This window comes from Sulfurimonas sp. (genome assembly GCF_028694605.1).
Lineage (GTDB): Bacteria > Campylobacterota > Campylobacteria > Campylobacterales > Sulfurimonadaceae > Sulfurimonas.
Genome location: NZ_JAQVKP010000002.1, coordinates 71,815 through 94,857, shown reverse-complemented (window position 1 = coordinate 94,857; position 23,043 = coordinate 71,815). Strand labels below are relative to the sequence as shown.

Here is a 23,043-nt window from a genome sequence, read left to right as displayed (position 1 = left end):
TATCCTATATCAATTAATCTATTTTTTTTCAAAACTATAACTTTTTTACTCACACAGCCTCTTTGGCTTTTGCATCCTGTATGATTTTTTCTATCGCTTCAGGGTTATCCATAAGGTTTTGCGTTATCTTGTAAGAGCAAAACTTTGGTCCGCACATGGAGCAAAATTCCGCCTCTTTAAAGACATCTTGAGGCAGAGTCTCATCATGGTACTCTTGGGCTCTCTCACTGTCAAGTGCAAGCTCAAACTGTCTCTTCCAGTCAAAGCGGTATCTTGCATCGCTCATCTCATCATCGATATCTCTAGCACCTTTGCGCCCTCTTGCTATATCTGCGGCATGTGCGGCTATCTTGTAGGCGATAATCCCCTCACGAACATCATTTGCATTTGGCAGTCCCAAGTGTTCTTTTGGCGTAACATAGCAGAGCATGCTCGCTCCGTGCCATCCGCCCACAGCCGCACCGATAGCAGAACTGATATGGTCATACCCAGCCGCAATATCCGTTACAAGCGGTCCTAGGATGTAAAACGGCGCTTCATGGCAAAGCTCTCTTTGAAGCTTCATGTTTCGCTCAATCTGGTTAAGCGGCACATGCCCCGGACCCTCAATCATAACCTGAACATCTCTCTCCCATGCACGAAGCGTCAGCTCACCTAAAACTTTCAACTCACCAAGCTGTGCATCGTCACTTGCATCCGCCAAGCATCCCGGACGGAGCGAATCGCCAAGAGAGAGTGCGACATCATACTTCGCACAGATATCTAAAATAGCGTCATATGCGGTATAAAACGGATTTTCTCTATGGTAATGCATCATCCATGCCGCCATAAGGCTTCCGCCACGGCTTACTATCCCCATTTTTCGCTTTGCGATTTTTGGCATAGTCTCAAGCAAAAATCCTGCATGGATGGTAAAATAGCTCACCCCCTGCTTTGCCTGACGCTCCAAAACCTCAAGCATAACATCTATGCTCAAATCCTCTATTTTATTGCCGACATCATGAAGTATCTGGTAAATCGGTACAGTTCCGATAGGAATTTTTGAAGCCGCAATAACCGCTTTTCTTATCTCATCCAAATCCCCGCCGGTTGATAGATCCATTGCGGTATCTGCTTTATAGTGCTGTGATACCTGAATCTTCTCTATCTCGCCTTGAACATCGGATGCGATTGCAGAAGAGCCGATATTTGCGTTTATCTTACATTTTGAAGCTATCCCGATTGCCATAGGCTCAAGATTTGTATGGTTTACATTTGCAGGGATGATAAGTCTTCCTCGTGCGATTTCACTGCGAACAAGTTCAGGAGACAAATCTTCTATTTTTGCAACATACTCCATCTCCTCGGTGATAATGCCCTTTTTTGCATAATACATCTGCGTTCTGATAGGGTCATTTTGGCGTTTTTTTACCCATTCGCTTCTCATAATTACTCCAATACTGATTTTTCATTTTTCATTCTTTTGGAAATATAGTCAAATAAAGTTAATCTAAATTTAATCTATCTCTATTTTTATCACAAAAAAGCGTAGCTTCAAGATAAAAAAAAGCTTTTGCTATGTATAATTTCGTAACACTTAACTTAGGAGCACATTTGTCTCACTTGACGCTTATTTTACTTGCCGCCGGCAGTTCTTCTCGTTTTGGCACGGGTGTAAAAAAACAGTGGCTTAGAGTCGGAGAACTCCCGCTGTGGCAATACGTAGCAGATAAATTTGAAAGTACCGGCTACTTTGACAAAATTATCGTAACATCCTCTGCCGATGAGATAAAGTTTATGAAATATTGCACCGACTATACCATTATTGAGGGTGCGCAAACACGCCAAGGTTCGCTAAAAAACGCTCTTGCACATGTTGATACGGAGTATGTTTTGGTGAGCGATGTTGCACGTGCTTGTGTAAGTGAGGCTTTTTTACATACAATCCTCTCGTATATCGGTAAAAGCGACTGCATTGTTCCGTATCTTCCCATCAGCGACACGGTTGTCTATGGCACCACAACCATAAATCGTGAACTTGTCAAAAGAGTGCAAACACCTCAACTCTCACGCACCTCAGCACTTCATAAGGCTCTATCGCAAGAAGAAGAGTTTACTGACGAAAGCAGCGCCATCGTTGCAAGCGGCGGCACAAGAGAGTTTATTTTGGGAGAAGAGAGTGCACACAAGATAACCCACGCACAAGATCTTCAAAAAATTCCATGCCTTATTCCTCCATCGCAAGATATACTCAGTGGCGTAGGTTTTGATGTACACGCTTTTGACGAAAATGCACAGATGTATCTGGGTGGTGTAAAGATAGATGTGCCTTATGGTTTTCTCGCACATAGCGATGGCGATGTAGCTATTCATGCTCTTATAGACGCTCTTTTGGGTGCAGCAGGAATGGGCGATATCGGCATACTATTTCCAGATACCGACGTAGCATACAAAGGGATAAACTCAAAAGAGCTCTTGAGCATAGTTGTTAACAAACTGCGCCGTTTTGGTTATATCATTGTCAATGTTGACATTACTATTGCCGCACAACAGCCAAAGCTTGGCGACTATAAAATGGCTATGAGAAAAACGCTTGCTCCTCTGCTTAACATACACAGCCAAAAAGTAAACATCAAAGCAACAACAACTGAAAAACTAGGTTTTATCGGAAGAAGTGAAGGGGTCGGCGTGATTGCAAATGCAAATTTAAAATATTTTGATTGGACAAAAATTTGAAGATACTAATTATAGAAAACGAAGTTTATCTCGCACAGAGTATCGCTACAAAACTAAGCGAGTTAGGACATGTTTGTGAAATGTGCACATCAACAAGAGATGCCATCAAGAGCAATAACTATGATGTCGTTTTACTCTCGACAAATATCAACGGACAAGACTTCAACCCTGTCATAGAGACATTTAAGCGTTCTATTATCATCTTGATGGTCTCTTATATCAGCAACGACACTGTTTCCAAGCCACTTGCGGCAGGGGCAAAAGACTATATTCTTAAGCCGTTTATGATTGAAGAACTTATCAGAAAAATCAATCATTACCAAGATTATGAAAAACTAAAAAAGAGAAATGTGGCGTATGACAAATACCTCACACACAACTTTGCATCACTTATATCCGGACACAACTTTGAAAACGTAGAGCTTCCTCTTTTTATCTCCTCTGCATATCAAAAACACGCGGATTCTTTTGCATTTGAGTATGCAAAAAGAAAAAACCTGCCGCTTTATTTTATCACTCTTAGTGATGCAAGAGCCATGGATGAAATAGAGGCTATTACGGAAAATGCGCTTTTGTACATCATAGATTTGCAATTGCTAAAAAAGAACGAAAGAAAAGCACTCTATACTCTACTTGAAAATAAGAAAGCAATTTTATCAAGCACTGATAAAATTGATGATGACGATTACCCTCTTTTGGAGATAAAAAGTGAGAGCAATATCTTTGATCAAGGTGAGATTCTTCCGATTGAAGAGTATGTCAAGTTTATAGTTTTAAACTATCAACATAAATTTCCGGATACAGAACTATCAAAAAAACTGGGAATCAGCCGTAAAAGTTTATGGGAAAAGCGAAAGAAATATGACATCGTCAAGAAAAAATAAAACAATTCTTATTGACAAGGAAGCTGCTTCGGCGCTGGAACTTTTAAAAGATGGTTTACTCTCACCGGTTGTATCGCTTATGAATGAAGAGCAAAGCAAAGGCGTTCTTGAATCAGGGCTTTTTAATGGAAAGTCGTTTCCTTTTCCATTTATCTTAGCACCCTCAGGCAAAGTAAATTCTCAAGTTCTATCTTCTTTGGAGAGTGGTGAAGAGGTTACTATACTTTTCAACAACAAACCTTTTGCTACGCTTATTGTGGATGAAGTATTTCACATCGACCCAAGTCAAAGAATCAAGCAGATTTATGGTACTGATGACATTTCACATCCCGGCGTTTTGGCAACACTGAAGAGAATCGGTTCTTTAGCTGTATGTGGCGAATATACTCTTCTCAACAAGTCAAGCAATACAAACAAAAAAACTATAGATGAAGCAAAAAAACTTATTGATGCAAAACATACAACCGCACTTGTCATGGGAGCAAATCCTCTACATCGTGCACATGAAAAACTGATTCGTCAAACATTAGAAAATACTGATTTGCTTGTTATCTTTCTCCTAAAACCATATACAGAATCAAATCTATCTTATGAGATTAGAAAACAAGCTCTTGATTTTTTTATCAATAATTTCTTGACTAAAAACCACGTTATAGTTGTTCCTCTTGAAAACAGTTATATTTTTGCAGGGTACAATGAGATTATTATTGATGCGGTTGTTGCTAAAAATTACGGTTGCGACAAGCTTACCATTGGGCGCAATCATGCAGGACTGGGGATGTTTTACGACTGCAACTCCAACAAATCTATTGTTGACAAAGTAGTGGGAATAGATATAGAGATAACTGTCGCGAGCGAGTATGTCTACTGCGACAAATGCACGACGTTGGTCAGTAAAAACACGTGTCCTCATGGGCAGCACCATCAAATCTCCTACCACTCAAACTCTATTTTGGAGCTTTTAGAGCTTGGGATTTTGCCGCCTACTATCTTGATGCGCAAAGAGATTGCGGCAGTCATTCTCTCACAGCTCCATCCAAACAGATTTAAAAACCTTGAAAAACTCTACTATGATATACTTCCGACAGAGGGTCTTTTACAAGAGCATACCGAGAATGATTTTTATCTGGAGCTTATGAAACTTTACCAAACGTCATCGCTAACATAAGGAACAAAATGAACTGGTTTTTTATAACACTCGGTTACAGCGGTCTCTCACCAAAAGCTCCCGGAACGGTTGGTTCTTTGGTTGCACTCATACTCGGCATAGCGGTGCTTCTCTTTTTTGATGTACAAACGCTTTTTTTAGCAGCAGTGCTTTTTTCTGTTATAGGCATCCGCGAGATTAACAAATATGAGGCGCAAAGCGGCACACATGATGACAAACGCATTGTGATAGACGAACTTGCAGGAATGTGGTTTGCCCTGAGCGTTGCACCTGCGATGAGTATAAATATGGGTGAAATATCTGACTTGCAAAATGGTTTTTTGATCCAGAGCTTGCTCTCTTTCGCACTCTTTCGCTATTTTGACATCAAAAAACCCTCTATCATCGGAAGGCTTGACCGTGAGGCAAAAGGCGGTGTCGGGGTGATGGCGGATGATATAGTTGCCGGTTTTGCCGCAGGAATAGTAAGTGCTCTGCTTTGGCACGGATGGTTGCAACTCTCTAGCTTTATTTAAATTTCTGTGTTATAATTTTGCCTAGTTGGGACAAATAGAGAGCTGAGAACTCTCTATAAGCTTTTTAATACAATCTTTCTGCTAAAAGCAGAATGATTATAACAATTATGATTGCGAGTCGCATTGTTATATCCTTAAAAAAAGGCTGACCCTGTCCCACCTTCTCCTTCACAACACAATCAAACCAATCATAACCGCCAACTAGCAAGGCAATTATAACCAGATTTCCGCTGCTAAATAAACAGCGGGTCTTCAGACGGCTCTATCTCTTCAAAATCATCTATAATCTGTTCAAACATCTTCATAGTCTTTTTTGCTTTGAGGGTATAATCATCAAAAATAGGCTTCGAGTGTGGAAAAGACTCGCTTAGTTCTTGATATATCAAGATACGACCGTTGATATGTCTATTTATCTCATCAAATGCTTTTCTTAAGTACTCTTTAGAGTTTGTGTGTCTAAAAAGTGCTCTAATCATCTTAACACGCTCTTTGATTGGCAAAGACTCATCAATTGCCTCTGCAATTCTCTTGATATCCAGTCTTGAGAGATAAATACCACTTATAGCAGGAGCGAGCAGTTTTGCGCTCAATGCATCTACAAACTGCGGTACAGGCTCTTCATCTTCTTTATCACCGGCATCTCTGTCTCTTTGCGTCTCTTGCGGGTCTAGGGAGCAGTTCTCTTTGACAAGCGCTTCAAACTCCGATCTTAAATCTCTAAAATCTTCTCTATTCATTCTATTCTCCTAAACTTTAAAATTTCATATCGCTTTTATCATGCTCAAGGTGCTTTTGCATTTTTAAAAACTCAAAAACCTCTTGCGCCGTCTCTTCTAGTACATCATCAAAACCTTTGTAAGAAACACCAAGTTCACCTGCCCTTGTTCTAAGCACCGAAGGCTCTTTTTTGCCATTTATATCAAGATTGACAGCACTCAACGAACAGACCATATCCAAACTCTCAAAATCCGAAAAATCAATTACTGCGTCATAAGATGCAAGATTCACCTGCATTCCAGAAGCAATACGGTTGATATCCGCATTTTCTCTTTGCATCTGCACAACAAACTGCATTAAAGCTTCCAAATCATCATAAAAGTAGCTTATCTCAAATCCCTCTGCCGCCAAACAAAATGCTTTTGCATAGCCGTTAACTCCGAGAAGCGCTATTTTTTTTGCCCCTCTTTTTTTTAAAACATCAGCCAAAACAGATGCAAAGATAACATCTCCAAAGAGCTTTTGACCATCTCGCACCACAATATCGCATACTCCGGAGAGCTTCACTCTATCTGAAGCATCATCTAAAATTTCTATAATGCTTTTTGTGTATTCCCTTGCAAGAAGCGCTCCGTTTACATGTGATTTTTTCATATTGACAAGCGTATAATAAAAATCATCTTCCCGTATATTCATAGGAATCATCATCGCATTTTTATTGTTTGCCTTAAAGAGCTTGTTGAGTGTAGCAGAGAAACTGCTCTGCCCTGCACTCTCGCCTATAAATCCATAAAGCATCGTGTGATGCGATATCTCATTTGCATCATTCATCATGATAAGTCCTTATTCCCCAAAGTTCTCGCGCCTCTTCCTCTTCCGCTTTACATCTGTAGCAAAGTCTGTCGTTAGAGTTTGTACTAAAAATCATATTGCATTCATTGCATCGTCGCACTTTAAAAGTAATAAGATTTTGCACCTCAGGTTCAAAAAACTCTTTAATGCGATAGCTTGGAGAGAGTTTGATAGCGTCCGGCTCGCATACATCATGGCAGATATGGCACTTGATGCACAAAAACGGGTCAAAATCTATCTTGGAGTTTTTTATATCCGAACCAAGCGCTCCTGTCGGACAAACTCTATAACACATCTGACACGCCGTACACGTCTCGCTATCAAGAATCTTCATAGAAGTAAATGTAAGCTCATCTGATTCAACAACATGATAAACAGATGGTTTTTTTACCCTTTTTAGTGCCGTAAAAAAAAGTTTTCGTCGCTCGGTAATACGTTTTTGTCTCAAAAGTGCTATATCACTTTTTTGCAGCGTATGTTCTATAAGCTCATCCGTTGCCTTTTGAATCTCTTTTTCAAATGCATGTTTTGTTTTCAGAGCGCCCTTTAGGTTGGCTTTGGAAAAAAACTCCCTTCTTGATGTGCTTTTTTCTTGCTCTTCTTTTTCATACATGATATTTTCAAGCTTTATGCGTGCATCACTCTGCATAGCCTCAAGGATATAAGATGCCTCTTCATAGTTTTTTCTGATTTGTATCTCGCATTTATAGGCAATAGCACACCCACTACAATGCCCCATATCAAAAATCACCTCTTTTTTCAAAAGAGCCATAGCTATGATATGCTCAATATTGAGAGCAGCTATACACGGTACATTTTTTCGGCAAGAGACAATATTTTCTTCATCTTCTATAAAATTAAAGAAGAACTCCGTAGCGTTAAAATCATCTAAAAAGAGTGCTTCATTTGGGCAAACAGCATCACACGCTCCACACCCAACACATGCAGAAAAATTGATAGCAGGAAGCGGGTTGTTCCCAACAACAATAGCATTAGTCGGGCAGATAACCTCACACTTGTTGCACTCGCTCTCTTTTGAAAGAGAACGCACGCAACGGCTAGCTTTGAGCTGTATCATCTATTCGCCAAGCTCACTTGCAAGGTATTCATTATCACTCAACAAAAATTCTAGCGCCATCTCCGCCGCATCATAATAAAGAGGTGTTCTTGCCTCGTACTTTACATTTATAAGATACATAGGTGCCCAACGTAAAAGATGTTTGTTTAAAAACTCTTTTTGTATCTCTTGAAACGCCTTGCATGCATCTTTATCGTCTTCTTGCAAGGCTTTTAACTCAGCCTCTACAAGATGATGCATAAACTCAAGTTCTACACCGATATGATCAGAAGAAATTGCACGCGCTGCTTCATAATCAACAATAAAATTATATGCACTATACATATCTGTTACCGGATTTGCACCGCCGGTTTCAATTTTTTGATCTTCTCGTATATAAAAAGTTTCATAAGGAATCAGATGCAAAAGGGAAAGGTTTACAAAATCAGGGTTAAGATACTCATCTAAAAGCTCTCTGTTTTGCACTTGTAAAAATGGCTTCCACTCTCTGAGCGTTGGAAAAAAATCCAATATAATTGCATCATTTTTAATTGTTTGCAGCATCTCCTCATCTAATTCTTGGAGCAGTATTCGAGAGAGTAGTCCATAAATATTTGTTCTTGCTTTTGTATTTTGCATTTTTTATTTTTCTTTATAAGTAATTTTGATTTGTGATTCTATCTAAAAAGTATAAATATTATACCCCCTCGGCAATCATCGCATCAGCAACTCGTTTAAATCCTGCTATATTTGCACCATCGACAAAATTTCCCTCAACTCCGTATTCCAGAGCCGTCAAGGAAACTGTTTTACAAATCTGGTGCATTATCTCTTTAAGTTTTGCATCTACCTTCTCAAAACTCCACCGCTTCATGGAAGCATTTTGGCTCATCTCAAGTCCACTGACGGCAACGCCGCCTGCATTTGCGGCTTTTGCCGGAGCAAAAGAGATTTTTTGATTTAAAAAAAGTTCAATCGCTTGTGGTGTAGATGGCATATTTGCGCCCTCAGCTACACACATGCACCCATTGGCAATAAGATTTTTAGCATCCGCTTCATTCAACTCATTTTGTGTTGCACATGGAAATGCAGCATAACAAGGAGTACTCCAAACAGGATGCTCCTCTATCGGATACTCCGACACGCTAATATATTTTGCTCCGGTGCGTGTCTCTACATACTTCTCCAGCGAACCTCTTTGAACATTTTTAATCTCTTGAAGCAGCGCCAAATCTACCCCGTGCGGATCATAAATCATGCCGCCGGAATCACTACAAGTGACAGGTATTGCACCTACTTGATAGAGCTTTTCTATGGTATGAAGTGCTACATTGCCAGCACCGCTCACGGTACAAATTTTTCCTTGAAGAGACTCTCTCTTTTGCATTTCCAGCATAGCTTGAGTAAAGTAAACAACGCCATATCCTGTTGCCTCCGGTCTCATAAGAGAGCCGCCAAACACGAAAGGCTTTCCTGTTAAGACACCATCATACGTAGCGGTGATTTTTTTATATGCACCAAAAAGATAGCCTATCTCTCTGCAGCCCACCCCTATATCTCCCGCAGGAACATCGATTCTAGCGCCTATGTATTTGTGCAACTCCTGCATATAAGCAGTACAAAAACGCATAATCTCAAACTCGCTTCTTCCCTTTGGATTAAAATCACTTCCCCCTTTTGCACCGCCTATTGGAAGCCCAGTGAGCGCATTTTTAAAAATTTGCTCGAAACCTAAAAATTTTAAAACCCCCTCGTTTACGCTCGGATGAAAGCGAAGTCCCCCTTTATAAGGTCCTAGCGTATTGTTAAACTGTACACGGTAGCCGGTATTTACCTCTATCTCATTTTTATCGTTTATCCAGGCAACCTTAAACTTAATCACCCTATCCGGAACAACAAGTCTCTCTAAAATCGCGTATTTTTGGTATCGCGCATCAGACTCCAGAAGCGGGGCAATAGAGTAAACTATCTCCTCCATCGCCTGATAAAAAATAGCCTCATCCACTACTCTGTTTTGTTCAAATTTTTTTATCTCTTTTTCTGCTATGCCCATTTTTTCATCCTGCTTTGGTATAAAAGCTATCATTCTACATAATTTTGACATAAAACAAATTGATTGCTTTTTTGATATGCTAAAATTATGCCAAAAAGGATTTACCATAATTTACACACTTATACATACCATTCATATTTTTTCAGTCTTTATCTATGGCGGTTTTTTATTTGTTGACATCCTCTTTCTCTCAAAAATGCAGCAGACACTTACGAGTGAGGAGCACGCAAAAGCAAGAGAAGCTATCATGATGCATGTAAGAAAAGTTGTACCTTATGCGCTTATGGTAGCAGTTGCAAGCGGGCTTTATCTTTTTTCACAAGTTTTTGGCAAGATAGAAAACGGCTCACTCTCCTACTTTCAAACACTTCTTGCCATCAAAGCATTTTTTGGATTATGGCTGGGTCTAAGAGGCATCAACCAAAAACTTTTCAAAATCAATCCTTGGGTATTTAAGAGCCACTTTTTTCCATTTAGCCTTGTTGTTGTTATCATTCTTCTTTCGCAATTTATGTATTTATAAATTTAAAACTATAAGATAAATTCATAATATTATCGGGAAAATATGCTATTATTCAGCAAAACAATGGCTAAAGGGTTTTGAATGTTTCAAAAGTTAAGTATCTACAAGAAGATGAATTATTTCATCGCGATGGTAACAATTTCTGTCTTTTCTGCCGCAATATCTATTTTTTTAGCAATGGGGCATATTGATACCAAGTATGAGCATCTGCATAAAAACTCTATGATTGGCGGTTTAACTACGCTCACGATTGAAAAAAACCTTAATTACGTCAGCAGACTCTCAAGAGATATTATGCTTAACGGAAGCTATGATAAAAATGTGGCGAATCTTGAAAAAACAATCCATGATGTAGAGGACGGTTTTGTCACACTTGAAAAACTCATGGAAAAAGAGGGTTCTCTTGGCATGGTTCAAGAGGCAAAAAACTCTACAATGTTATTTTTAAACAACACTCTTGCCATGATGAAAAAGTTAACTCCCAAAGAAATTGAAGAAAATAAAACTCAAATTTATGCTAACTACTCCAAAGAACTCACTCCATACGCAAATGCTTCAAGAGACTCTTTTAAAAAGCTTGTCGATTTAAAATCAAAAGAGCTAGAAAATGACTCTTCTTCACTTGGCAAAGAGATAAATTTTTTCAAATATCTTGTACTTATTGCAGGTATTGCAGTAGGTATTGTTGTGCTTGTTTTGGCAACAGTTATCAGAAAATCGATAACTGCCGGTATCAACGATTTTACATCACTCATCAGCCGTGTATCTAGGGGTGATTTTTCACAACAAGCTGCAACAACCGATAAAAACACGGAACTTGGGATTATGGGTTATGAACTCTCACAGCTTATCGAGCATACAAAGAGTCTTATTCACGAAATCAACACAACTATTACGGATGCATCCAAAGGGATTTTCACGCATAATATCTCCTCAGAGGGAATGAGCGGCGAATTTATTGATGCGGTAGAGAGTGTACGAAAAAGCATAGATTTTATGAAAGCGCAAAATGCAAAAGCACAGCGTGATATTTTCAACTCAAAAATCAGCACAAGAAGCGTTAATGTTTCAGAGTCACTTTCGCTTATTATCTCTGATTTGAGTTCAAACATTAACGACCTAAAAACAATTACCTCTGCAACAAAAAGTGCCTCTGAGCTAGCTATAAATTCACGCAATGATATTTCAGATATCACAAGAGAGCTAAATGCACTCACAGAACAAGTCAGCAGCAACAACCATAGCATCTCAGAGATTGCAAATCAGGCAAATGAAATCACTTCTGTTATCCAGCTTATTACCGATATCGCAGATCAGACAAATCTTCTTGCACTTAACGCGGCTATCGAAGCTGCACGTGCAGGAGAGCATGGAAGAGGATTTGCGGTTGTTGCCGATGAAGTGCGTAAACTTGCGGAGAGAACTCATAAAGCAACAGGCGAAATCTCCGTCTCTATAAAATCGCTACAGCAAGACATGAATGAGATTCAAACAAGTTCAGAAAATATGAAAATAACGGTTGAAGATTCAACGCAGAAAATGAATGGATTCGAAGATACACTTATCGCTCTTAGCGATAACTCTTCAAAAATGGTTGACTACTCCTATGGGATGGAAAACAGTGTCTTTGTCGTACTTGCAAAACTTGAACATATCTTATACAAATCACGTGTTTACAACTCTATCATTTCGCTTAACAAAATGCTTGAACAGCAAAATACTCATGAGTGTTCGCTTGGTACGTGGCATGATGCTGAAGGAAAGAGAAGATTTTCCCAAACTGCATCATTTGGCAAACTAGCGGCTCCACATGAAACGGTACATAAAAACGCAAACTCAAATCTAGCGTATCTTGACCGTGATGCAGAGGTAACAACACTCAACAATGCTCAAAATATTATTGAAAATTTTGACAATATGGAAAAAGCTTCCGAAGAGCTTTTTGGACTTTTAGATAAGATGCTTCAAGAGTCAAAATAAATTACTACTCCCACTCTTCATAGATAGAGCGGGAGTGCTTCTCTTTTTTGTAGCGTCTTGCATTTTTTGTTTTTTCAAGCTGGTTTGAGAGATACAAAATATCCTCTTTTATCTCCCCTATCTCCTTGTCGCTCTCTTTATAAGAAATCATCTTTTGGACAAGTTTTTGCAACTCCTGCAAGTCGCCTTTGTATAGTGCTATCTCTTCAACTCTCTGAAGTATTTTTAAACCACTATCAATTTTTTTATCATACCCCTCTCTTGTAAGAGCCGCCGTGCTCGCAAGGTAAGAGGTGATACTCTTGTGAAATCTCTCTATAGCCCGTACATAACGAAGTCTCGCTGCATTGTCTATTGCTTTTTGTGATGCCACTCTCAAAACCTATTATTTATTTGTTGATATAATTATACACTGATTTGACACATAAATAGGAGCAAAGCCCCTATTTATGGCAGGGACACAAGTGTCCCTTGCAACCCCCTAAAGCTACCCGCATAAAGCGGGAGGATTATAAACTATGGAGAGATGGATTGAAAAAAACTATAGCGTTGCTTTTACTGCTCAGTGTTTCGCTTTTGGCGACTGTAATCAATGAAGAGGCTTCACAACAGCTTCTTGACTCAAAAATGGCTATAGTGGACATTAGAACACCTGCGGAATGGAAAGAAACAGGGCTTTTGCAAGGTTCCATTCCCATCATGCTTTTTGATGAAAAAGGTAATTACGACCTTCAAGACTTTCTCACTAAACTCAATCAAGCAGTCGATACTAAAAAACGTTTTGCCATTATCTGCCGCACAGGCAGCAGAACGAGGATTTTAGCAGCTTTTCTCTCGCAGAAATTGGGCTATGAAGTAGTCAACATTAAAAGCGGCATTGTTTATGCCAAACACCTAAAACTCCCTATTTTGCCATATTCTCAGAAGTAATATTCTTTATCTCGATTTTATTGACCAATGCGTAAAGCGTTGGAAGATAAAGAAGATTGAGCACTGTACCCCAGACAAGTCCAAATCCTATTGAGATTGCAATAGGCTGCAAAATAACCGCTTGACCGCTTGCGTAAAATATCAGCGTAAAAAGTCCCAAAAAGGTTGTTATAGATGTAATCATAATCGGACGAAGTCTCAATTTTGCTCTTTGCAAAAACTCCTCTAATTTATGCGTTCCATGAAGAAAATCAAGCATGATAATACCATCATTGATAACAACACCTGCTAAACCCAAAATCCCTATAATAGACGGCATTGAGAGATTAAGACCAAGCAGTTTATGCCCTAAAAGCGCTCCCAAAATAGAAAGAGGAATAACGCTCATTACCATCAAAACATACTTTACCTTTGGAAAAATAAGCAGTAATGTCAAAAAAATCAAAAAGAGCGCAAGCAACACCGCTTTTTGCATATCTGTTTTAAGTTGCTGATTTTTCTCTTTTTCCCCAAGAAGCGCCACATCTACACCTGAGGCCCTGACTTCATTGAGTGTAGGTTCAAGCATATCTAAAATCTCTTGTGAAGTAATCTTTCTTTTGTCTATATTTGCATAAACAGTTTTAATAATATTTCCATTTAATTTATCGATTTTTTCATAATCTCTTACCTGTGAAATCTCCGCAATATCAGATAGCTTTACATATCTTCCATCTTGCAAGGCTATGCTAAAATCTAAAAAAGTAGCGATACTGTCTTTTGTACTCTCCTCGGTTTTTATATCCATAACACCCAAATCGTTGAATGTAGTTGCCTGTTTTTTCTCTAAAAAGTAGGTGCTCAAAGTTTTAGCGACAGCTCCCTCGCTTAAGCCCAAACTCTCTCCATAAGAGTTTATTTTGATGACATACTCCATTTTTCCATATCTGATGTTATCGCTAAAATCCCGCACATTTTTTATTTTTGATAACTGCTCTTCTAGCTTTTTGATTCCATCTTGCAGTGCTGCATCATTGCTTCCTGAGAGATTTATCTGGATATCACTCTTAATAAGCCCTGATTTGTCTTCCATAACGCCTAAATCTTCCATATTGTATTTTGCCCTAAAAGGCTCAATTATCTCTTTGGCACGAGGAGAGAGTTCAAAAGTCTGTTTTTTGCGGATATTTTCAGGATTATTAAACGCAAAACTAAAATTAAGAGCAGGATTTATATACTTATCAACCCAATTTGTCTCCTCTCTGTCGTAAAGCTCCATAGTTATCATAAAAACGCCGTTATTTCTTTGCGTATCGCCGGAGAGACTGCGTCTGTATCCGACAACCGAAGAGATAGACTTAAGTGAAAACTCCTCAGCATGCTTCATCAGTTCAGCTTCTATCTCTTTTGAAACTTCATAACTGTTCTCAAGCGGCGTGTTGATATCGAGTTTACCGGAAATGTAGAGATAATTTCCGTCAAAATTTGGAAAAAACTGAAACTTCATTGATTTTGCCGTATAAACAGTTGCGATTGGAATCAAAAGAAGAAAGAGAAAAAGTGTTATTTTTTTGTATTGCAAAAAGTAAAGAACGGCTTTTTCATAAAGATTTTCAAAAGGCACCCAGCTTAGAGAGTTACTGCTTTTTCGTAAAAACTCCTGTGCATGCAAAGGGAGAAAAAGAAAACTCTCCAAAAGCGATCCAAGCAAGATGATAATAACAGTAATAGGAATAAGCATGATAAAAAGAGCAATTTCACCTTGAAGCATAAAAATAGGCAAAAATGCCACAACCGTAGTAACAGTCGCAAGAGTTACAGGCAGCATCATCTCCTTTACACCTGCAATTGCCGCATCATAATTACTCATCCCCTCATCAATATAACGCTGGATATTTTCACTAACAATAATAGCATCATCCACAACTATACCTATAACGATAAGCGCGCCGAGAAGCGAAACAATGTTGATGGAGTAACCCATATAGTAGATGCTTAAAAGACCTATGATAAAGGAAAAAGGAATACCCAGCGCCACAATTATTGCAATACGCACATTGATAAGAATCGCCATTGACACAAAAACCAAAATAAGCCCAAACATCAAGTTGGAGATAATAACATCAAGCCTCTGCTGAACCGGTTTTGAAGAGTCTTCATAAAAGTAAAAATCTACATCTTTATAGTTTTTCTCAATGGAGCGCACATACTCTTGCAGCTTTTTAGATAGAACTATAGCATCACCCTCAACCGCTTTGGAAACAACGAGAGAGATTGTTTTTTTGTTGTTAAAAGTGGCAAGGGTATCGGTTTGCGGATACTCTATCTTTACCGTTGCGATATCTCCAAGCCGTATATATTTTCCACCGACTTCTAAGATACTATCCTCATACTCTTTGGCATTCGCCTTACCGTTGGAAGTCGATACATAAGCAAACTTTCCCATCTGTTCAATATTGCCAACCGGAAAGATATAAGATAGATTTGCAATAGCTTTTTGCACATTTTCATGACCTAAACCATACGCCAAAATGGCTTGAGAATCAATTTTTATGGTGACCTCTTCATCTGAATCCCCACGAACCAATACCTCGCTAATCCCATCTACTTTAGCTATTTTTGTCTTGACATCCTGTGCTATAACCGTAAGCTCACCGATAGGCAGAGTAGCCGAAGAGACTGCAACTTTGATAAGAGAACGCGTCTTATCCAAAAGTCTTGCAACCGGCTCATTCATGTCTGATGGAAGATACTGACGTGTCAGAGCAATGGCATCTTTTACACGCCCCAGTGTTATCTCTCTATTGGTATTCTTATCAAGTGTGAGCAGTATTGCAAACGCTCCGGGGGTAATAGTCGTTTCCGTTTTTTTGATACCCGTTACGTTGCTAAGCTCATCCTCAATATCACGAACCGCCATCTTATCCATAACAGAAGCACTCGTACCGCCATAAGAGCCGATAACACTTATCTGGTCAAGCTGAGCATCCGGAAAAATCTCTTTAGGAATAGCGATATATGAGTTAATTCCCATAAAAATCAAGAAAAATAAAATAGCGTAATTAAGCCTGCTGTTTTTGATGAAATAGTCTATAAGCTTTATCAAAGCAGACTCTTAAAGAAGCGATTTGATAACGTTGCTTACACCTTGATGAAGGTTGTAGCTAGAAATCGGGAAATCAAGATACTCGTTTTCCAAATTGACTCTGTTTTTTGAGAGATAAGCACCCAAAATCGTCAAGTCAACAGAGGTATATTTTTTACACAGCGTCTCATCAAGTTTTGTTCGAAGCAAAACTCCTGCCTCGTTTGATTTTTGAATTGTAAAAGCAAGTGTTTTAAGACTAACAAAATCACTCCATGCAAAGAAAATCTCAGGCGTAAGAGTGCTAACCCTATCCCCTTGAGGATCAAAAAGCACTCCTTGGTCTCTTAATGGCACTAAAACACTTAAAATCGCTTCACTAAAAGGGACAACCTTCTCTCTCCAAAAAGGGGACTCGTTTCTTTTTTGCAACTCACTCCCTATAACTTCCAAAATCGCCTGCACCGCAGCACTTTTAAAAAGCTCATATATCTCTTGTTTCATCAATAAGCATCCGTTTTTTCGTCATTTTAATACAATTTTGCTTTATTGCCCATGACGAAGCTATACAACTTCAACAACTACATCAGCAACCTCGATTACATCCCCTCTTCGAATTTTTGCCCTTTTTCGTAACTCAACCTCGCCGTTTCTTTTCACATGCCCATCTGCAATGATAAGCTTAGCCTCCGCACCGCTGTCAACAAGCTCTAAGAGTTTAAAAAGCTTATACAGTTCAATATACTCCTCTTTGAGTTCAAATCTCATTGCCTATGCCTCTGTGTCTAGTACGGAAAAACCAAGATCGTAAATCGCCTTATCGACCATTTCCAATGCTTTTTTCATAGTCTCTTGTGAGATTTCAGGCAACTTGCCTCCCCACATCTCCTCAGCCTCTTTAAATCCCCTAAGCATTCCCTCACGTCCCGCACGAAGCATCTTTTCATCACCGCCTGCTCCGTTGATAACAAAATCAGCAATTCTTTGCGATGTTTGCGCAACACCAAAAAAACCATCCTCACTGACAAGCGCACTTGCTTCCTCTTGTGAAAGCTCTGCTATAGGCTTTCCATCATACCCTATATCTTGCAAAAATGTCTGAAACTCATCATACTCTTTTGCAAAAGCATCATCCTTTCTAAAAAGCGCACTTTGCACCGACGCCGACTTGAAAGCCATTTCATTTGCACTCTTTTGAATCTGCTCTTTTATCTCTTTGGCTTCATCTTTTGAAATCCTCTCCGTAAAGAGAGGTTTGATTTCCGCACCACCTTTTGTTTTGCCGACAAGAGCTGTATCTGATGTAACTTGCATAACAAATCCTTTGAGTTTAGTTACCATAATTATCGGCAGATTTGCCGTTTTTTTTAAACTTTTTATTTTTCTGTGCAAAATTTAAAATTTTCGTTATACTTCTGTTTGATGAAAGATTTTTGTGTGCGAGTTCATCTATAGTATATTCTGCTAGACAAACGACTCTCCCTTTATTTTGACTCCACTTTTTTAAAGAAGTGAATTTTTACCAAAGAGGTACTACACATGGCAGAATTGCTAGACGGATCAGTTAAATGGTTCAATGAAGAAAAAGGTTATGGTTTTATTCAACAAGAAAATGGTGGAAAAGATGTATTTGTACATTTTCGCCAAGTAAACAGAACAGGTCCGGGTCGTGTTTCTTTGACTGAAGGTCAAAGAGTAACTTTCGAACTCGGTGAGGGTCAAAAAGGTCCTCAAGCTGAGAACGTAACACCTCTTTAAGGTTTACCTTGCGGGTTTTTGCCCGCAAACTTCTGTATTCATTTATACTCGTTTCGCTCAAACACTCTTAAAAAAAACAAAACTTTTCTTAGAAAATCCATTTTTTTCGTAAAAACGATGCGCCTCTTCCCGTGCAAAACCTGACGATAAAACTATGTTTTGACACATTCCCATTTTTGCATAGTCGTGCAGATACTCAAGCATCATCTTCCCATAACCTTTGCCTCTAAGCGCTTCATCCGTTACCAAATCAAAAACAAAAAGATGTCTTTTGTCATAAAGATTCGTCTGTATCGCCACGCCTGCATATGTTACAAGTTTGTCTCGTTCTATAATCCCAAGCATCTTATACTGCATGCTTTGCATCTCATAAACCAAATCTTCAAATTCATCATAAGAGAGTGATGTTCGAAGTTGTGAAACCACCTCGTAAATCATAAAAAGTTCTTTTAAGCCAAGCTCTCTAATTTGCATTATCGCTACTCTCATTTTTACACATATCATACCATGCATTTGGTATAAGTTTGCAATAAGCCATTTTTTCATAAAATTCTCTTACTTTTTTGGGGTGTTAGCTCAGTTGGGAGAGCGCGACGCTGGCAGCGTCGAGGTCAGGGGTTCGAACCCCCTACACTCCACCACCACAAAAAGCCAATCTCTTGGCAACAGTAATCAGTTTTTAAACAACTCTTAGGTACAATCGCAAAAAATCACAGGCAGTTCCACTCTGTCAAAATAAGAGATAAATTATGGTAATAGTACAAAATCTAACAATGCGTTATGGAAGCAGAATCCTCTTCCAAGATATCAACCTCAAACTTGACCGTCACAAAAGATATGGTCTTATCGGCGCAAACGGCGCAGGAAAAACAACTTTTTTAAAAATTCTAAGCGGACAGATAAAAGAGTATGAAGGCGATGTTATTGTCGAAAACGGACTCAAAGTCGGTGTTTTGGGACAAAATCAGTATGCTTACGAAAATTACACAATTGCAGATGCTGTTTTATGCGGCAACAAAAGACTTTATGATGCGATTAAAGAAAAGGGAGAGATTTATGCAACAGGTGATTTTGAGGATGATGCAGTAAATGACCGTCTTGCAGAGCTGGAAGTTATCTGTGTTGAAGAGGATCCGACTTACGAGTACGATGTAAATATCGCCAAAGTTTTAGAAAATGTCGGGATACCTGCAAGCCAACACGGGGAACTTATGAGTACGCTTGACAGTGCCGACAAATTTAAGGTTTTGCTTGCTCAGGTTCTCTTTCCAAAGCCTGATGTTCTCTTTCTCGATGAGCCTACCAACAACCTAGACATTCAGACTATCAGCTGGCTGGAACATGAGTTGCAACGCCATGAGGGAACAATGGTCGTCATCTCGCACGATAGACACTTTCTAAACTCCGTTGTTACACATATCCTTGATGTTGACTATCAAAAAATCCGTGAATTTACGGGCAACTATGACGACTGGTACATCGCTGCAAATGTCATAGCAAAACAACAAGAGCTAAATAACGCTAAAAAAGAGAAAGAAAAAGAGCAGCTAGAGGCGTTTGTCCGCCGCTTTAGCGCAAACGCTTCAAAGGCAAAACAGGCAACTTCAAGACAAAAGCAACTTGACAAACTTGTTATCGACGACATCAAACCATCTTCAAGAAGAGATCCTAGTATCGTCTTTAAGGCAAAAAGAACTATGGGAGATGAGGCACTGGAAGTCAAAAATGTCAGCCACTCTTATGGTGACAACGCTGTTTTAAAAGATATCAACCTCAAATTTGAGCCGGATGAAAAAGTAGCACTTATCGGCTCTAACGGTGTTGGAAAAACAACTCTGCTTAAAATAATTATGGAAGAGATGAAGCCGACAAGCGGCGACATTCACTGGGGTGCAACGATTGAGAATAGCTACTTCCCGCAAGATACGGCAGATATCATCAAAGGGGATGGAACTCTTTATGACTGGCTTAGAGGGTTTGATCCAAAGAGAGATATCGCAGAGATTAGAAACTGTTTAGGGCGTATGCTCTTCTCCGGTGAGCAGCAAGAAAAGTCTGTTGTAAGTATTTCAGGCGGCGAGAAGCATAGAATGATGCTAAGTAAAATGATGCTTGAGGGCGGAAACTTTCTTGTACTTGACGAGCCGTCAAACCACCTTGACCTTGAAGCTATCGTAGCGCTGGGAGAAGCACTTTACAACTTCAAAGGCAATGTTATCTGTGTTTCACATGACCGTGAACTTTTAGATGCATTTGCAAACCGTGTTATCGAACTCAGAGCCGATGGTACGTATGTGGACTTCAAAGGCTCTTACGAAGAGTTTGCGGAAGCGAAAGAAAATGGACGCATATAGGGAGTTTTTAGGGCTGGGTATTGCAGGCAATTTTGCACTGCATTTGGCTCAGGCGGGAGAGTTGGAAGATTTTAAAGAGATTATCACCGCCGATGAAGCCGCTCCAAAAGGAATGTTCCCTTTTTATCTGCCAAAGCACGTACTAGGCGCAAAAGAGATACTAAGCACCTACCCTTTCTCAAGCTCTACCATTCAACTCCCTGACGACAAAGTCAATGTTCAAGCAGAACCGGAAGTTGCTCTTATCTGCGATTTTATCTATGAAAACAACACCCTTTTAAAGATTATTCCGACCCATTTTGGCGCATACAACGACTGCTCCATCAGAGTTGCAGGAGCAAGTAAAATCAGCGATAAGAAAAACTGGGGCAAAAATTCCAAAGGAGTTAGCCAAAACCTCCTTGAGATTGACAAGTTCAGCGATGGCGGTATTATGGACAGCTACTCTATCTGCTCATTTTTAAAAAGAGATGGCAACATCCATGCATACGGCGAAGATGTAGAACTTAAGGGATATAGCTATTTCTATGAAAAACTACTTGAGTGGATGGTGAAGCAGATAAATACACAAGAAGATTTTGGACCACTAGAACATTTGAGCAACTACATAGCTGCGTGTAACCACCCATCAAAAGCCATTATTAGTATAGGCGCAACAAGATATACCTTATATGGAGAACATACTTTTTTACAAGACGGCGACGAAGTTATCATTATGCTATACAACAACATAACAACAAACGCATCCTCTCTTCTTGAAATGGTTGAAGCAAACGCCCCTCTTTTGGAAGGGACAAGCCTTTTAAAACAAAAGGTGCGCTTATGAGCAGAGGCAAAAAGCTCGATATTTTTATCGATGCCGAGATAGAGGACGGGTGGGCAGAAGTTGCCTCTCCCAGAAAAACAGATGTGTCTAACGAGATTTTGGAGCCGCAAAAGCACTTTTTATTCTTTAAAAAAGAGAAAAGAAACGGAAAAACGGTTACTTTGGTAGGCGAATTTCATCTTACTCAAAACGATGCAGAGGCTACTTTAAAAATGCTCAAAAAGAGGCTTGGATGCGGCGGTACGCTCAAAGAGGGATGGATGGAATTTCAGGGCGAACTAAAAGATAAACTAAAACCTTTATTACTTGAAAACAACTTTCGCTTTAAACACGGACACTAAGCACTCTCTTCTATCTCATGCAAAGTTGCCGCACTTATATTTGTGGTTATGCTATATCTATTTCTCCCGCTCTCTTTTGCATCATATAGCATCTCATCGGCTCTTGCCATAAGAAGTTCTTCATCTAAAGCACTATCAGCTACACAGCTTGCCACACCGATTGAGATTGTTACATACTTCTCTATCTTAGAACCATCATGTGTGATTTCACACGCTCTAACAGCATCGCAAATAGCGTCTGCAACATTAGCACTGCTTATCTCCGATGTATCTATGAGCAAAACTCCAAACTCCTCTCCGCCAAGCCTAAAGACATAATCACTCGGACGTTTTAGAATATCTTGAAAAACTGATGCTACTTGCTTAAGAACCGCATCTCCTTTGATGTGCCCATACATATCGTTATACTGTTTAAAGTAGTCGATGTCTAACATCATAAAAGTGATGAACGTATGGTTTCTTTTTGCTCTTTTTATCTCCCGCTCATAAACAAGGTTAAAATATCTCCTATTGAACAAAGATGTTAAAGAATCGGTATAAGAGGCATTTTCCAGCTTTTTGTTTGCGATTTTCAATTTTTTTGCACTTGCTTCAAGAGCACTTTGATCAAGCTGAATACTTTTAAGCACATAGTATGAAACAACCATAACACCCAAAATAACCATAACCAAAAGAACTCCTAGCTTTAGTAAAAGGGATTCATAGATATTTAAAAAATTTTTTCGTTCATATTTTGCGATATCAATCTCATATTTGATAAGTTTTTTTATTACTTGATTGATATGGGTTACCTTTTTTTCAAGCTGTCCAAAGGAGAGATTTTTCATATCTTGCCCATCCTCAAAAGCCTTTAAGACAGCAAGAAAGTATTTATTCGTCTCTTGCAATTCAACTGCCGTATAGGCAACATACTCAAGCTCTTCATCTCTTTTAAAATGCGACTCGTAACTTTTCCACTCTTTGCCAATAAGCGTGATGGCAGACTCTATTTCTGATTTTAGCTCATCCGGCGCAACTTGCGCATCCTTTGCTCTATAGAGCGTACCGGCAAGATTGTCATGATATGTTTGAAGGATACTGTTTAGCTCTACAATAGGAACAAGTGAACCAAAATAGAGAGAATCAAGGTTTTTTTTCATAGCCCTCAGGTTGATTGTTCCCATAGCCCCTATAACCAAAAGACTAAGCGTAATAATCAAAAAAATAGAAAAAAGCTTGCTTCTTGATTTTAAAGTATCTATAAAATCCATCACTTCCCCAACATTGTTTTATAAACAAAGCAAACAGCATGCCAACAAAAGCTCTT

General features: G+C 39.2%; 24 protein-coding genes and 1 tRNA gene. 12 read left to right on the top strand and 13 right to left on the bottom strand.

All coding sequences use genetic code 11. The annotated features are described in order from the left end of the window. Positions 1 to 49: 49 nt before the first annotated feature. Positions 50 to 1,426: a phosphomethylpyrimidine synthase ThiC gene (gene thiC, locus PHY84_RS02090; RefSeq protein ID WP_299857240.1), complete on the bottom strand. Its 1,377-nt coding sequence runs from the start codon at positions 1,424 to 1,426 to the stop codon at positions 50 to 52. 131 nt (positions 1,427 to 1,557) lie between these two features. On the opposite strand from thiC, the gene PHY84_RS02085 reads away from it, so the two are divergent. Genes PHY84_RS02085 through PHY84_RS02070 form a run of 4 tightly spaced genes read left to right on the top strand, consistent with a single transcriptional unit; the run spans position 1,558 to position 5,282 of the window. Next, complete coding sequence (locus PHY84_RS02085; RefSeq protein ID WP_299857238.1) at positions 1,558 to 2,715, top strand: bifunctional 2-C-methyl-D-erythritol 4-phosphate cytidylyltransferase/2-C-methyl-D-erythritol 2,4-cyclodiphosphate synthase; 1,158 nt, start codon at positions 1,558 to 1,560, stop codon at positions 2,713 to 2,715. After that, the gene (locus PHY84_RS02080; protein WP_299857236.1) at positions 2,712 to 3,599 is read left to right on the top strand and encodes a response regulator; all 888 of its coding nucleotides are present in this window, start codon (positions 2,712 to 2,714) and stop codon (positions 3,597 to 3,599) included. The genes PHY84_RS02085 and PHY84_RS02080 overlap by 4 nt, the downstream gene beginning before the upstream one ends. Further along, entirely contained in the window at positions 3,577 to 4,767 is a 1,191-nt protein-coding gene (locus PHY84_RS02075) for a sulfate adenylyltransferase (protein WP_299857234.1), read from the top strand. The genes PHY84_RS02080 and PHY84_RS02075 overlap by 23 nt, the downstream gene beginning before the upstream one ends. Positions 4,768 to 4,775: 8 nt before the next feature. Beyond that, positions 4,776 to 5,282 carry a phosphatidylglycerophosphatase A gene (locus PHY84_RS02070; protein WP_299857232.1) on the top strand — a complete coding sequence of 169 codons (507 nt, stop codon included), beginning with the start codon at positions 4,776 to 4,778 and terminating at the stop codon, positions 5,280 to 5,282. 233 nt (positions 5,283 to 5,515) lie between these two features. Here the strand turns inward: PHY84_RS02070 and PHY84_RS02065 are convergent, their stop codons facing one another. The 5 genes from PHY84_RS02065 to gdhA are packed head-to-tail and all read right to left on the bottom strand — an operon-like array spanning position 5,516 to position 9,961. Continuing rightward, positions 5,516 to 6,019 carry a hypothetical protein gene (locus PHY84_RS02065; RefSeq protein WP_299857230.1) on the bottom strand — a complete coding sequence of 168 codons (504 nt, stop codon included), beginning with the start codon at positions 6,017 to 6,019 and terminating at the stop codon, positions 5,516 to 5,518. 16 nt (positions 6,020 to 6,035) lie between these two features. Next, positions 6,036 to 6,833, bottom strand: coding sequence for a hypothetical protein (locus PHY84_RS02060; protein ID WP_299857228.1), 798 nt, complete (start codon positions 6,831 to 6,833; stop codon positions 6,036 to 6,038). Continuing rightward, positions 6,823 to 7,929, bottom strand: a complete 1,107-nt coding sequence (locus tag PHY84_RS02055) for a 4Fe-4S binding protein (protein ID WP_299857226.1) — start codon at positions 7,927 to 7,929, stop codon at positions 6,823 to 6,825. The genes PHY84_RS02060 and PHY84_RS02055 overlap by 11 nt, the downstream gene beginning before the upstream one ends. Next, positions 7,930 to 8,547, bottom strand: coding sequence for a molecular chaperone TorD family protein (locus PHY84_RS02050; RefSeq protein ID WP_299857224.1), 618 nt, complete (start codon positions 8,545 to 8,547; stop codon positions 7,930 to 7,932). A gap of 58 nt (positions 8,548 to 8,605) precedes the next feature. Continuing rightward, positions 8,606 to 9,961, bottom strand: a complete 1,356-nt coding sequence (gdhA, locus tag PHY84_RS02045) for an NADP-specific glutamate dehydrogenase (protein WP_299857222.1) — start codon at positions 9,959 to 9,961, stop codon at positions 8,606 to 8,608. A gap of 76 nt (positions 9,962 to 10,037) precedes the next feature. Between gdhA and PHY84_RS02040 the strand changes: the two genes are divergently transcribed. Further along, positions 10,038 to 10,484, top strand: coding sequence for a hypothetical protein (locus tag PHY84_RS02040; protein ID WP_299857220.1), 447 nt, complete (start codon positions 10,038 to 10,040; stop codon positions 10,482 to 10,484). An 81-nt stretch (positions 10,485 to 10,565) separates the two neighbouring features. Next, positions 10,566 to 12,464, top strand: a complete 1,899-nt coding sequence (locus tag PHY84_RS02035) for a methyl-accepting chemotaxis protein (RefSeq protein WP_299857218.1) — start codon at positions 10,566 to 10,568, stop codon at positions 12,462 to 12,464. Between the two features lie 4 nt (positions 12,465 to 12,468). Here the strand turns inward: PHY84_RS02035 and PHY84_RS02030 are convergent, their stop codons facing one another. Then, the gene (locus PHY84_RS02030) at positions 12,469 to 12,837 is read right to left on the bottom strand and encodes a hypothetical protein (protein WP_299857216.1); all 369 of its coding nucleotides are present in this window, start codon (positions 12,835 to 12,837) and stop codon (positions 12,469 to 12,471) included. 158 nt (positions 12,838 to 12,995) lie between these two features. On the opposite strand from PHY84_RS02030, the gene PHY84_RS02025 reads away from it, so the two are divergent. Further along, positions 12,996 to 13,394: a rhodanese-like domain-containing protein gene (locus PHY84_RS02025; protein ID WP_299857214.1), complete on the top strand. Its 399-nt coding sequence runs from the start codon at positions 12,996 to 12,998 to the stop codon at positions 13,392 to 13,394. On the opposite strand, the gene PHY84_RS02020 is transcribed toward PHY84_RS02025, so the two are convergent. The 4 genes from PHY84_RS02020 to PHY84_RS02005 are packed head-to-tail and all read right to left on the bottom strand — an operon-like array spanning position 13,369 to position 17,772. Continuing rightward, positions 13,369 to 16,479: an efflux RND transporter permease subunit gene (locus PHY84_RS02020; protein WP_299857212.1), complete on the bottom strand. Its 3,111-nt coding sequence runs from the start codon at positions 16,477 to 16,479 to the stop codon at positions 13,369 to 13,371. The two genes, PHY84_RS02025 and PHY84_RS02020, sit on opposite strands and share 26 nt — an antisense overlap. A 9-nt stretch (positions 16,480 to 16,488) precedes the next feature. Next, positions 16,489 to 16,962, bottom strand: a complete 474-nt coding sequence (locus PHY84_RS02015) for a hypothetical protein (RefSeq protein ID WP_299857210.1) — start codon at positions 16,960 to 16,962, stop codon at positions 16,489 to 16,491. Between the two features lie 60 nt (positions 16,963 to 17,022). Continuing rightward, entirely contained in the window at positions 17,023 to 17,226 is a 204-nt protein-coding gene (locus PHY84_RS02010; RefSeq protein WP_299857208.1) for an RNA-binding S4 domain-containing protein, read from the bottom strand. A 3-nt stretch (positions 17,227 to 17,229) separates the two neighbouring features. Then, positions 17,230 to 17,772 (bottom strand): hypothetical protein, encoded by a 543-nt coding sequence (locus PHY84_RS02005; RefSeq protein ID WP_299857206.1) that lies wholly within the window; start codon positions 17,770 to 17,772, stop codon positions 17,230 to 17,232. Positions 17,773 to 17,997: 225 nt separating this feature from the next. Here PHY84_RS02005 and PHY84_RS02000 point away from each other — a divergent pair, with 225 nt between their 5' ends. Further along, positions 17,998 to 18,216 carry a cold-shock protein gene (locus PHY84_RS02000; RefSeq protein WP_299857204.1) on the top strand — a complete coding sequence of 73 codons (219 nt, stop codon included), beginning with the start codon at positions 17,998 to 18,000 and terminating at the stop codon, positions 18,214 to 18,216. A 57-nt stretch (positions 18,217 to 18,273) separates the two neighbouring features. Here PHY84_RS02000 and PHY84_RS01995 read toward each other — a convergent pair whose 3' ends face one another. Continuing rightward, a complete protein-coding gene (locus PHY84_RS01995; protein WP_299857201.1) occupies positions 18,274 to 18,690 on the bottom strand; it encodes a GNAT family N-acetyltransferase in 417 nt (138 codons plus the stop codon). Positions 18,691 to 18,781: 91 nt separating this feature from the next. Between PHY84_RS01995 and PHY84_RS01990 the strand changes: the two genes are divergently transcribed. From PHY84_RS01990 to PHY84_RS01975, 4 genes are all read left to right on the top strand, one after another. Then, a tRNA-Ala gene (locus PHY84_RS01990) sits at positions 18,782 to 18,857 on the top strand. Positions 18,858 to 18,965: 108 nt separating this feature from the next. Then, positions 18,966 to 20,570, top strand: coding sequence for an ATP-binding cassette domain-containing protein (locus tag PHY84_RS01985; RefSeq protein ID WP_299857199.1), 1,605 nt, complete (start codon positions 18,966 to 18,968; stop codon positions 20,568 to 20,570). Continuing rightward, complete coding sequence (locus PHY84_RS01980) at positions 20,557 to 21,396, top strand: DUF5718 family protein (protein ID WP_299857196.1); 840 nt, start codon at positions 20,557 to 20,559, stop codon at positions 21,394 to 21,396. The genes PHY84_RS01985 and PHY84_RS01980 overlap by 14 nt, the downstream gene beginning before the upstream one ends. Then, positions 21,393 to 21,737, top strand: coding sequence for a translation initiation factor (locus PHY84_RS01975; protein WP_299857194.1), 345 nt, complete (start codon positions 21,393 to 21,395; stop codon positions 21,735 to 21,737). Before PHY84_RS01980 ends, PHY84_RS01975 begins: the two co-directional genes overlap by 4 nt. Here PHY84_RS01975 and PHY84_RS01970 read toward each other — a convergent pair. Next, positions 21,734 to 22,987 (bottom strand): diguanylate cyclase, encoded by a 1,254-nt coding sequence (locus PHY84_RS01970; RefSeq protein WP_299857192.1) that lies wholly within the window; start codon positions 22,985 to 22,987, stop codon positions 21,734 to 21,736. The genes PHY84_RS01975 and PHY84_RS01970 overlap by 4 nt on opposite strands. Positions 22,988 to 23,043 lie beyond the last annotated feature (56 nt).